Raw genomic sequence first — 11,395 nt, forward strand, 5'->3', positions numbered from 1 at the left:
GGAAATGGTCGCCTCGATGAACAAGAACCCGATCATCTTCGCCATGGCCAACCCGACCCCGGAGATCTTCCCGGACGAGGCCAAGGCCGCCGGGGCGGCCGTGGTCGGCACGGGCCGGTCGGACTTCCCGAACCAGATCAATAACGTCCTCGCCTTCCCGGGCATCTTCCGCGGCGCCCTGGACGTGCGAGCCAAGGATATCAACGAGGCGATGAAGATCGCCGCGGCCCGGGCCATCGCCTCTTTGATCCCCGACAATGAGTTGGCCGCGGACTACGTCATCGCCAAGCCCTTTGATCGTCGGGTGGCCCCGGCCGTCGCCGCCGCCGTGGCCAAGGCGGCCATGGACACTGGCGTCGCCCGGTTGCGGCGCGACCCGGCGGACATCGCGGAGAAGTGCCGGCTATTGGTGGAGAAGATCAACGGTCGCTGACCTGTATGCGCCGGACGCTGAGCCGGGCGGCCGGTTGGGCGGGGAGCGGGAATAGGTAGATTGGCTCGCCCCGGCCGCGATTTCGCTGGCCGGGGCGGCTGGTTGTCGGAAATCCTGGTCCCGTCGCCCGAGGGCCGGGCGGGTCTCGTCGCGGACGGGCCGCCGCAAGACCACACCCGCATCGGAATAGGGACCCGCCGCGACGGCCCTGTCTCGCTCGCGTTCGAAGGAAACTCGAACAGTAGGTGATGCTGCGTTGAAGTTGTACGAGTACCTGGCGAAGCAGGTCTTGGCCAAGAACGGGGTCCCGGTTCCGCCGGGGCGGGTGGCGATGAGCCCCGACGAGGTGGCCGCGGTGGCCCTCGAGATCGGCGCTCCCGTGGCCATCAAGGCGCAGATCCTGGCCGGCGGCCGGGGCAAGGCCGGCGGGATCAAGTTCGCCGACTCGCCGGAGCAGGCCCGGGAGGTCGCCCGGGGGATGTTCGGGGCCGACCTCAAGGGCTTCAAGATCGACCGGCTCCTGGTGGAGAAGAAGCTGAAGATCGAGAACGAGCTGTACGTCGGCGTGGCCGTCGACGGGGCGGCCAGGCGGCCCCTGCTGATCGCCTCCGCCCAGGGCGGGATGAGCATTGAGGAGGTGCCCGAAAAGGCCATCATCAAGCGGCCGATCGACATCACCTGGGGGCTATACTCATACACCGCCCGTGAGGTCGTCCGCCGCCTGGGGCTGACCGGAATCCCGGCCAAGAAGGTCGCCGACGTCATGGTCAGGCTCTACCGGATCTTCCGGGCCTACGATGCCGAGCTGGTCGAGATCAACCCCTTGATTATCTCGACCGGGGCCGGGCCGGGGCAGGAAGAGGTCATCGCCGCCGACGGTCGGTTGAACGTCGACGAGTACGCCCTGTACCGGCACAAGGACCTGCCCGCCGTGGAGGAGGGCACGGCCCTGGAGCGGAGAGTCAAGGACATCGGGTTATCCTACGTCGAGCTCGACGGGGACATCGCCGTCATGGCCAACGGGGCCGGGATGGCCATGGCCACCCTGGACATCCTGACTCGCTATGGCGGCCGTCCGGCCAACTTCCTCGACGCCGGCGGCGGGGCGTCTTCCGAGCCGATGGCCCAGGCCATGGACGTCCTCCTGTCGCAGAAGCCCAGGGCCATTCTGGTCAATATCTTCGGCGGGATCACCCGCTGCGACGAGGTGGCCAAGGCCATCCTCTGGGTCAAGCAGAACCGCGGGATCCCGGTGCCGCTCGTCGTCCGTCTGGTCGGCACCAACGAGGCGGAGGGGGTCCGGCTGCTCCAAGAGGCCGGCATCGTGGCCTACAAGTCACTTGATGAAGCGGCCGCCAAGGTCGTGGCCGCGACCAAGGAGGCGCGCTAGATGGCCATCTACATTGACGAGAAAACTAAGGTCCTGGTCCAGGCGATCACCGGCGGCCAGGGCGCCTTCCACACCAAGCAGATGCTGACCTATGGGACCCGCGTCGTCGCCGGCACGTCGCCGGGGAAGGGCGGGCAGGAGGTCGAGGGAGTCCCGGTCTACGAGACCGTCGAGGAGGCCGTGGAATCCCGCGGGGCCAACGCCTCGATCATCTTCGTCCCGGCGGCCTTTGCCAAGGACGCCATCTTCGAGGCCATCGACGGCGGCATCAAGGTCGTCGTGGCCATCAGCGAGGGTATCCCGGTCCACGACGCCATGGAGGTCATGGCCTTCGCCCGCGCCCACGAGGCGGTGGTCATCGGCCCGAACACCTTCGGCATCATCTCCCCGGGAAAGTGCAAGATCGGGATCATGCCGAATCAGATCTATGCCCCGGGCCGGGTCGGATTGGTCGCCCGCAGCGGGACCCTGAGCTATGAGATTGCCGCGGCGATGACCCAGGCCGGCTATGGCCAGTCGACAGTCGTCGGGATGGGTGGCGACCGGGTCGTCGGCCTCAACTTCGTCAACGTCCTCAAGCGGTTCGAGGCCGACCCGGACACCGAAGCCGTGGTCATGATCGGCGAGATCGGCGGCCGGGCCGAGGAAGAGGCGGCCGAGTACGTCAAGGGCATGTCCAAGCCGGTCGTGGCCTACCTGGCCGGCAAGGCGGCCCCTCCGGGCAAGCGGATGGGGCATGCCGGGGCGATCATCGAGCGCGGTCGGGGGACCTTCGAGTCAAAGGTCAAGGCCCTCGAGGCCGGCGGGGCGGCCGTGGCCGAGCTCCCATGGCAGGTACCGGAGCTGCTGAAGGAGAAGCTGGGGAAGTAGGGCCGGCGCGGGTTCGCGGCTCCCGAATGCCCAGCATAGCATCGAGACAAGCGAACCGGATCACTGACCCGGTTCGTTTCCTTTCTAAACCGGTCGCGCGCTCCCTTGATTTCCCTGGCCGTCCAAAACCTCGGCAAAAAGCCCGCCGCTGCGGGGCGGGCCACGCTTGGCGCGATTGGAGGCCTCATTTCGCGGCGGTCACGATCTCGCAGAGCAGGAATCCTTGGCAACAGCGAGAATGTTCCCGTATCGGTCCAGCGGTCAGACCGGTGGTCGGCCAGCGGCCGGGCCAGCGGGGAAGCGGCGCCTCTCAGCCATCCCCGGTTGCCGGCGGCGACCGACCACTCGAAAGGCAGCACAGCAGGCGCCAGTGAGTTGCAGCTCTGTTTGGGCTTCTCTGACCACACGTGGACCGCTTTTTCGTTTCCCGATTATCCGGCCCTTGGCTCCAATCTCGCACGCGGAGGGAGTACCATGACTGCTGACGTCAAGAAGACGGCGCCCGCCGACGCCAAGAGGAAGATGACCGTCCCCGAGATCATGGCCGCCAAGGCCCAGGGTCGCAAGCTGACCATGGTGACGACCTACGACTTCGCCTTCGCCAACGTGGTCGATCGGGTGGACATCGACATCATTCTGGTTGGAGACTCCGGGGCCATGGTCAACCTGGGGTACCCGAACACCCTGCCGGTCTCCATGGACGAGATGCTGGTCATGGCCAAGGCGGTGGCCAGGGGAGCCAGGAACACCTTCATCATCGGCGACATGCCCTTCCTGTCCTATCAAGTCAGCCAGGAGAAGGCGATGGAGAACGCCGGCCGCTTCCTGAAAGAGGCCGGGATGGATGCGATCAAGCTCGAAGGCGGGCGCCGGGTCGCCCTGACGGTCAAGGCCATGGTCGAGGCGGGCATCCCGGTGATGGGCCACATCGGCCTTACCCCGCAGAGCTTCTCGCAGCTGGGCGGGTTCAAGGTCCAGGCCAAGAGCGGCGCCGCGGTCAAGGAACTGATCGATGACGCCCTGGCCCTCCAGAAGGCCGGGGTCTTCGCGATCCTCCTGGAGGCCGTCCCGGCCGAGGTCGGCAAGATCGTCACCGACGTGCTCGACGTGCCCACCGTGGGCATCGGGGCCGGACCGGGGACGAACGGCCAGGTGCTGATCCTCCACGACCTGCTCGGGCTGTTCGGCGGGTTCCTCCCCAAGTTCGTCAAGCAGTACGCCAATCTGGCCGCCGATGCCGGGGACGCGCTGGCCAGGTACTGCAGTGAGGTCAGGGGTGGCCAGTTCCCGCAACCCGAGCAGACCTACGGGATCAAGCCGGAGCAGGTCGAGGAGATCCTTCGCGAGCTCCGCCGGGACGGCTATATCAAGTAGTTCCGCCGCTGAAAGGTGGCCGAATCCATGTTCGAAGACAAGCTTTCCGCCGGGGCCAAGGCCTTCGGCAGCTCCGCTCTGGCCGGCATCTTCGCCCTCCTCGAGGAGCCGGACCTGATCTCTTTTGGCGGAGGCTTTCCCGACCCGAGCTGGTTCATCCCCGAGATCGCTGAGATCACCAGCCAGGTCCTGGCCACCGACGCCGGGAAGGCCCTGCAATACTGCACGGTGCCGGGGATCAGGCCCCTCCGCGAGTTCCTCGCCGAGCGCTCCGTCAAGATGGGGATCAAGGGCCTCGAGGCTCCCAACGTCCTCATCACCGCCGGCTCCCTGCAGGGGTTGGACCTGGTCTGCCGGGTCTTCCTAAACCCCGGGGACGTCGTCATCACCGAGGGCCCGACCTACGTCGGAGCGATCGAGTGCTTCCACTGCCATCAGGCCCGGGTCGAGACGGTCCCCCTGGATGACGACGGGGTCGACCTGCAGGCCCTCGACGACCTGCTCCGCCGGCTCGAACGCGAAGGCAAGCCGGCCAAGCTCTTCTACACCGTCCCCAGCTTTCAGAACCCGAGCGGAGCGACGATGTCCGACGAGCGCCGCCGGAAGCTGGTCGAGACGGCCTCCCGGCACGGCCTGCCCGTCGTCGAGGACAACGCCTACTCCGAACTCTGCTACGAGGGCGCGCCGCCCCCGGCGATCAAGGCCTTCGACCAGGAGGGGCTGGTGATCAGCCTCGGCACCTTCTCGAAGATCTTCGCCCCCGGCGTCCGGCTGGGCTGGATCATCGCCTCCCCCGACCTGATCGAGCGGTTCATCCTCTTCAAGCAGATCGCCGACCAGTGCTCGGGGTCCCTCGGCCAGGTCATGGCCCTCGAGTGCGGCCGGCGGGGGTTGATCGAGACCCAGATCGCTCGGAGCGTCGAGGCCCTGAAGGTGAAGGCCGCGGCGACCCTCAAGGCGATCGAGGACTACTTTCCACCCGGGAGCGAGCACACCGTACCCGTCGGCGGCTTCTACACCTGGGTGACCGTGGACGAACGGCTCGACCTGCACACCCTGATGCCCAGGATCGTCAAGGAGGTCAGGGTCGGCTACGTCACCGGGACCGTCTTCTATCCCGACGGGCGCGGCCGCCGGCAGGCCCGCCTGTCCTACAGTCTGCCGCCGGTGGAGTTGATTCCGGTCGGTCTCAAGCGGCTCGGGGAATTCCTCAGCGAGGAGTTGGCCCGGGCCTGAGGCCCCCCGGTTTGGCCAAGCGACCGGCCCACCCATCCCAGGAGGTGCTTACCCATGCTGAGAGGCGAGAAGACCATCGTCCGAGCGATCCTCAGAGCCGACCTCCCGGCCGTCCTGGCCGGCTTCAACGAGGAGGAGGTCATGCACCGGTTCGGCCCCCATTTCCCTTACGGCGAGGCCTATTGGGAGAGCTTCCTCGAGAACATCGCCCGCAGCGAGCGGGACAAGGCTTTCGTCGTCTGCGACAAGGTCCACCGCAAGGTCATCGGCCTGATCCAACTGCACAGCATCCACGCCCGCAACCGGACGGCCGACGTCTTCATCAACATGTTCGCCCCCGAGTTCACCGGCGACGAGTATGAGGCCGACGCCCTCCGGGTCATCCTCCGGTACCTCTTCGAGCAGCTCAACTTCCACCGTATCTCGACTTGGCTGCACGAGGACAACGAGCGGGCCATCCGCATCGGCGAGAGCGTCGGCTTCGTCCGCGAGGCCCTTCTCCTCGAGGAGAACTTCCGGGACGGGCACTTCACCAACGCCTACATCATGCGCTGCCTGATCAGTGAGTTCCGGGCCAAGGAAGCCTCCCGCGCCAGCTGATTTCCCTGCCCAGGAGGCTCTTGAAAGAACGAAGTGAATTAGTGGGGTCACCCGAACTCGCCCCTCCACGGCGGTCGGTCGACCCGGGCGAAGAGGAGAGATCAATTGGAGATCGCCGATCGGAGAGACCGGGAGAAACGCCGGTATGAGGACATCATCAACCGGATCCGGACCCTGATGATCGAGGGTCGGCTGAGCCCGGGAGACAAACTCCTTCCCGAACGCCAATTGGCCGAGATGCTCGGAGTCAGCCGGGGGTCGGTCCGGGAGGCCCTGACCGTCCTGCAGACGATGGGGGTCATCGAGGTCAGCCCGGGGGGCGGCGCCTATGTCCGTCAGGTCAGGTTCAGCGACCTGATCCAGTCCTTCGCCTTCGTCGCCTTCAAGGAATACCAGGCCGTCGTCGACCTTCTGGAGGTGCGCAAGGTCCTCGAGGTCGAGGCGGTCGCCCTGGCCACTTCCCGGGCCCAACCCTCGGACCTGACCCGGATCCTCGAGGACGTCGTCCGCTTCAACCGGGATGTCGAGGCCGGGCTCATGCCGGATGAGTCGGACAGCGACTTCCACGCCCACATCGCCGAGGCCACCGAGAACAAGGTCCTGGCCAGCCTGATGTCCATGCTCAGCGGGCTCTACCGGGAGACCTACGGTCCGACCAGGATGCGCTTGGTGGCCGCCGCCGGGCGGGCGTACGCCCAGGACCACCGGCTCATCTACGAGGCGATGAAGAGGTCGGACGTGGATCAGGCCTGCCTGGCGATGGCCGCCCACCTCGATCGGATCATCAGCGGCTTCCGGGAGCTGGAGAAGGAATCCCAGCAGCCGACCATTCAAGCCATCGACTGAACCGCGGTCCGGGAGACCGCGGACAGCCGGTGCGCAACCACCGCAATCGCACGAAGGAGGCCCGGCCGTGGACCCAGGCAATCCCCCCCTGAGCGGCCTGAAAGTGATCGACGCCGCCACGATGATGGCGGCTCCCTGGGCGGCAACCTACCTGGGGGACTACGGGGCCGAGGTGATCAAGGTCGAGCACCCCAAGACCGGCGACCAGTCCCGCAAGTTCGGCACGGTCAAGGACGACATCGGCCTGTTCTGGAAGAGCCTGTCCCGCAACAAGAAATGCGTCACCCTGAACTTCAGCCGACCCGAGGGCCAAGAGGTCTTCCTCAAGCTGGCTAAGGATGCCGACGTCTTCATCGAGAACTTCCGTCCCGGGACCCTCGAGAAATGGGGGCTCGGGTGGGACGTCCTCCACGCCAATAACCCGCGCCTGATCGTCCTCCGCTGCACCGGCTTCGGCCAGACGGGCCCCTACGCCCAGCGGGCCGGTTTCGGCACGGTGGCCGAATCGATGAGTGGGTTCGCGGCCATGAACGGCTACCCAGACAGCGGGCCGACCCTCCCGCCGATCGCCCTCGCCGACGGGGTGACCAGCATCTTCGCGGCCCTGGCGATCATGATCGCCGTCTACGAGCGGGATGTCCGCGGCAGCGGGTTGGGTCAGGTCATCGACATCTGCCTTTACGAGCCCCTGATGCGGCTGGTCGAAGCCTCGATCATCGACTATGACCTGTTGAAGATCCTCCCGACGCGGATGGGCAACCGGATCAACACGGCCGCCCCGCGCACCGTCTACAAGACCGGCGACGGCAAGTGGGTCGGCCTCTCGGCCAGCGCGCAACCCATCGCCGAGAAGGTCTTCCAGGCCATCGGCCGCCCCGAGCTGATCACCGACCCGCGCTTCAAGGACAACCCGAGCCGGGTCCAGAACGTCGACGAGCTTGACGCGATCATCGGCGGATGGATGCTCGAGCACACCCAGGCCGAGGTGATGGACATTCTCCTCGGGGCTGGGGCCGTGGTCGGGCCGATCTACAATATGGATCAGATCTTCACTGATCCGCAGGTCGTCCACCGTGAATCGCTGGTCTCCGTCAAGGATAAGGATTTCGGGCAGGTCACCATGCCCAACGTGGTCGCCAAGTTCTCGCGGACGCCCGGCTCGATCCGCTTCACCGGACCGGCCAAAGGGGAGCACAACGAGGAGGTCTTCGGCGCCCTGGGGTTGTCCGCGGATGACCTCAAGCGGCTGAAGGACAAAGAGGTGATCTGAACCGCGGTCACCTTCGTCGCGGCCCTGAACCATCAACCTGCGTTGCTCGAGGGGGCTGAGGTATGAAGATCGGACTCAAAGAGGAACGGTGCTCCGGCTGCCAGGTGTGCCAGATGGCCTGCTCGGTCAGCTTGTTCAAGGAGCTCAACCCGAAGAAGTCGGCCCTGGCTGTGGAGGGCGAGTTCCCGACGCCAGGGCGGTATCGGATCAGGGTCTGCGACCAATGCGGCAAGTGCGCCGAGGCCTGTCCGGTGGAGGCCATCGCCGAGGGTGACGACGGCGTCTTCCGGATCGATCGCGACCTGTGCACGGGTTGCCTGGCCTGCGTGGAAGCCTGCCCGTTCAAAGTGATGCGGACAATCACCGGCGATGACATCCCCTTCAAGTGCACCCTCTGCGGCGAGTGCATCCGGCTCTGCCCGCGGAGCGCGGTCTACGACCTCGACGGGGACATCGCCGAGAAGCGGTGGTACTGACAATGCTGTACGGATACGCTGGTCAGATCCTTCGAGTCGACCTGTCCACCGGGACGATCACCAAGGAGCCCCTGACCGAGGCTTTCGCCAAGGCCTGGATCGGCGGGCGCGGCTTCGTCTCCCGGGTCGTCTGGAAGGAAGTCCCCCCGGGCGCCGACCCCCTCGGCCCTGACAACGTCCTGGTCATCGCCACCGGGCCCCTCAACGGGACCCTGGCCCTGGGCTCGGGCCGCGCCCATTTCGGCGCCAAGTCACCGGCCACCGGCGGCTACGGCGACTCCAACATGGGCGGCCACTTCGCCCCTGAGCTCAAGCAGGCCGGGTACGACCTGGTGATCATCCGCGGCCAGGCCGAGAAGCCGACCTACCTGTTCATCGACGACGACAAGGTCGAACTGAGAGACGCCGGTCATCTGTGGGGACTCGGCACCTTCAAGGCCGAGGAGACCCTGAAGAGGGAACTCGGCCAGGACTTCCAGATCGCCCTGATCGGGCCGGCCGGCGAGAAGCTGGTCAAGTTTGCCTGCATCGGCCACGACTACGGGCGGCAGGCCGGTCGCACGGGCCTCGGAGCGGTGGCCGGCAGCAAGCGCCTGAAGGCCGTCGCCGTGCGGGGCCACGGGTCCGTCCGGGTGGCCGACATCGACCAGGCCTACGCCCAGAGCAAGGAGATGTATCAAGCCTGCTTCGACAACCCGGGCCTGGCCCAGTGGACGCCGGAAGGGACGTCGGGCGTGGTCAATTGGGTCAACCAGATCGGCGCTTTCCCGACCCGCAACTTCTCCAGCTCGTGGTTCGAAGGGCACCAGGGGATCAACGGGGCGGCCCTCCTGGCCAAGCTCAACCCGATCAGCAAGGGGTGTCATGGTTGCCCGACCCCCTGCGGCAAGTACTCGATGGCCAAGTCGCAGTTCGGAACGGTCCCCGTCGAGGGACCCGAGTATGAGACCGCGGCCCTGGTCGGCGGGAGCTGCGGGCTGGGGGAGGTGGCCGACGTGGCCTATATCAACCACCTCCTCGACGACCTCGGCTTGGACACCATCTCCGGCGGCGCGGTCATCGGCTTCACCATGGAGTGCTTCGAGAAGGGCCTCCTGACCAAGGAGCAGATCGGCCGCGAGGCCCGGTTCGGGGACGCCGGGGCCGCCGTCTACCTGGCCCAGAAGATCGGCGCCCGGGAAGGCCTGGGCGATCTCCTGGCCGAGGGGACCAGGCGGGCGGCCGAGGCCATCGGGCCGGCGGCGATGAGGATCGCCCCGCAGGTCAAGGGGCTCGAGATCTCCGGCTACGAATCGCGCTACGCCCCGGCCAACATGCTGGCCTATATGACCTGCGACATCGGGGCGCACCACAGCCGGGCCTGGGCGATCACCCATGACGTCCAGGTCGGCCAGGACGAGTTTAAGGGCAAGGCCCAGAAGGTCGTCGAGCTGCAGCACCTGCGACCGATCTTCGACCACCTGGGGGTCTGCCGGCTGCAGTGGGTCGAGATCGGCTTCGACTACCACCACTACCCGCGGCTCCTCAAGGCGGTCACCGGTTGGGACCTTACCTGGGACGACCTGATGAGAGTGTCGGAGAAGGTCTGGAACCAGAACCGCTGCTTCTTCCAACGCGAGGTGCCGGGGTTCGGCCGCGGCTGGGACTACCCGCCGGCCCGTCAGGCCGAGGAGGCCATCCCGACCGGGCCGGCCAAGGGCAAGTTCATCCCCCGGGAGCGCCTGGACGATCTCCTCGACGACTACTACCGCCTGCGGGGATGGACCGCGGACGGCCTACCGACCCGGGCCAAGCTGGAGGAACTGGGTCTGGCCGATGTGGCCGAGGTACAGCACCAACAGATCAAGGGAAGGGGGACTGTCCATGAAGACTGGTGAGCCATTGCAGGTCGGCCCGCTTTCAGCCCTCCCGGGAACGAAGGTCCGGGGCTTCCTACCCGTCAACGGCCCCGGTTACCAGATCAACATGCCCCTCACGGTGATCCGGAGCAAGAACGACGGACCCGTGGTCGGGGTGACCGCAGGCGTCCATGGCGCCGAGTACCCGGGGATCATCGCCGCCGTTCAACTGGCTCACGATCTCAAGCCTGACGATTTAAGCCGCGGAGCCGTGGTCATCGTCTCCATCGTCAACGTGCCGGCCTTCTTCGGTCGAGCGACCTACATCAACCCGCTCGACGGCCTCAACCTGAATCGCACCTATCCCGGCAAACCCACCGGGACCATCAGCGAACAGATGGTCCACGAACACCACAAAAACGTCATTCTCTCTTGCGACTACTTCATCGATCTGCACGGGGGAGACATGGTCGAGGCCATCCTGCCCTTCGTCCTCTACTTCAAGTCGGGGAACGTCGAGCAGGATACCGTCGCTCGGAAGATGGCCAATGTCTACGGTATCCCGCGGGTTCTCGAGGGCACCGTTCCGGGGTCCGGGTACGCCGCGGCGGCGTTGGCCGGCAAGCCGGCGATCATCGCCGAAGCCGGCGGCCAGGGGCTCCTTGACCCTCAAGACCTGGCCTTCCACGTCAATGGGGTGAAGAACATCCTGTCCCTGCTGGGTGTGATGCCGCTCAAGGCCGGCGAGGTCAAGCTGTTGCCGAACCTCAAGATGGTCTGGCACAGCTCGAGCCGGCGCGGGATCTTCCTCCCGAGGATCAAGTGCGGCGACCCGGTGGTGAAGGGCCAGAGTATCGGTAAGCTGGTCGATGTCTTTGGGGATGACCTGGAGGACGTGGTCTCACAGGCCTCGGGGGAGGTTCTGTTCGTGGTCACCTGTCCTCCTGTCAATCAGGGCGATGCCCTGTTCGCGGTGCTCACCGAGGGTGAAAGCAGCTAGAAGGTAGCTACGAACAAAGGGAGGTAGGGAGAAGTGCGGACCTGGAAGCGGCTCTTGATCCT

The 11,395-nt window shown here is 66.2% G+C and carries 11 protein-coding genes; all 11 read left to right on the forward strand.

Annotation, left to right across the window (positions count from 1 at the left end; genetic code table 11):
- Positions 1–433 (forward strand): malic enzyme-like NAD(P)-binding protein (locus tag VGL40_02060; GenBank protein HEY3314054.1); only part of this gene is annotated, 433 nt, incomplete at its 5' end.
- 256 nt (positions 434–689) lie between these two features.
- Positions 690–1,823, forward strand: coding sequence for an ADP-forming succinate--CoA ligase subunit beta (gene sucC, locus VGL40_02065; protein HEY3314055.1), 1,134 nt, complete (start codon positions 690–692; stop codon positions 1,821–1,823).
- Positions 1,824–2,693 (forward strand): succinate--CoA ligase subunit alpha, encoded by an 870-nt coding sequence (sucD, locus tag VGL40_02070; protein HEY3314056.1) that lies wholly within the window; start codon positions 1,824–1,826, stop codon positions 2,691–2,693. It abuts the gene before it with no gap.
- Between the two features lie 474 nt (positions 2,694–3,167).
- The gene (gene panB, locus VGL40_02075; protein ID HEY3314057.1) at positions 3,168–4,067 is read left to right on the forward strand and encodes a 3-methyl-2-oxobutanoate hydroxymethyltransferase; all 900 of its coding nucleotides are present in this window, start codon (positions 3,168–3,170) and stop codon (positions 4,065–4,067) included.
- Positions 4,068–4,094: 27 nt separating this feature from the next.
- The gene (locus VGL40_02080; protein HEY3314058.1) at positions 4,095–5,303 is read left to right on the forward strand and encodes a PLP-dependent aminotransferase family protein; all 1,209 of its coding nucleotides are present in this window, start codon (positions 4,095–4,097) and stop codon (positions 5,301–5,303) included.
- A 54-nt stretch (positions 5,304–5,357) separates the two neighbouring features.
- Positions 5,358–5,903, forward strand: coding sequence for a GNAT family protein (locus VGL40_02085; protein ID HEY3314059.1), 546 nt, complete (start codon positions 5,358–5,360; stop codon positions 5,901–5,903).
- A 105-nt stretch (positions 5,904–6,008) separates the two neighbouring features.
- Positions 6,009–6,749: a FadR/GntR family transcriptional regulator gene (locus VGL40_02090; GenBank protein HEY3314060.1), complete on the forward strand. Its 741-nt coding sequence runs from the start codon at positions 6,009–6,011 to the stop codon at positions 6,747–6,749.
- A 67-nt stretch (positions 6,750–6,816) separates the two neighbouring features.
- A complete protein-coding gene (locus tag VGL40_02095; protein HEY3314061.1) occupies positions 6,817–8,019 on the forward strand; it encodes a CoA transferase in 1,203 nt (400 codons plus the stop codon).
- A 62-nt stretch (positions 8,020–8,081) separates the two neighbouring features.
- Positions 8,082–8,495: a 4Fe-4S binding protein gene (locus tag VGL40_02100; protein ID HEY3314062.1), complete on the forward strand. Its 414-nt coding sequence runs from the start codon at positions 8,082–8,084 to the stop codon at positions 8,493–8,495.
- Between the two features lie 2 nt (positions 8,496–8,497).
- Positions 8,498–10,372 carry an aldehyde ferredoxin oxidoreductase family protein gene (locus VGL40_02105; protein ID HEY3314063.1) on the forward strand — a complete coding sequence of 625 codons (1,875 nt, stop codon included), beginning with the start codon at positions 8,498–8,500 and terminating at the stop codon, positions 10,370–10,372.
- The gene (locus VGL40_02110) at positions 10,359–11,333 is read left to right on the forward strand and encodes a succinylglutamate desuccinylase/aspartoacylase family protein (GenBank protein ID HEY3314064.1); all 975 of its coding nucleotides are present in this window, start codon (positions 10,359–10,361) and stop codon (positions 11,331–11,333) included. Before VGL40_02105 ends, VGL40_02110 begins: the two co-directional genes overlap by 14 nt.
- Positions 11,334–11,395 lie beyond the last annotated feature (62 nt).

The sequence above is a fragment of the Bacillota bacterium genome (assembly GCA_036504675.1).
Lineage (GTDB): Bacteria > Bacillota > Sulfobacillia > JAJYWN01 > JAJZPE01 > DASXUT01.

Excerpts from the sequence above, each read along its gene's own strand:
- sucD (HEY3314056.1), top strand. The coding sequence starts at position 1,824 with ATGGCCATCTACATTGACGAGAAAACTAAGGTCCTGGTCCAGGCGATC.
- panB (HEY3314057.1), top strand. The coding sequence starts at position 3,168 with ATGACTGCTGACGTCAAGAAGACGGCGCCCGCCGACGCCAAGAGGAAG.
- VGL40_02080 (HEY3314058.1), top strand. The coding sequence starts at position 4,095 with ATGTTCGAAGACAAGCTTTCCGCCGGGGCCAAGGCCTTCGGCAGCTCC.
- VGL40_02085 (HEY3314059.1), top strand. The coding sequence starts at position 5,358 with ATGCTGAGAGGCGAGAAGACCATCGTCCGAGCGATCCTCAGAGCCGAC.
- VGL40_02100 (HEY3314062.1), top strand. The coding sequence starts at position 8,082 with ATGAAGATCGGACTCAAAGAGGAACGGTGCTCCGGCTGCCAGGTGTGC.
- VGL40_02105 (HEY3314063.1), top strand. The coding sequence starts at position 8,498 with ATGCTGTACGGATACGCTGGTCAGATCCTTCGAGTCGACCTGTCCACC.
- VGL40_02110 (HEY3314064.1), top strand. The coding sequence starts at position 10,359 with ATGAAGACTGGTGAGCCATTGCAGGTCGGCCCGCTTTCAGCCCTCCCG.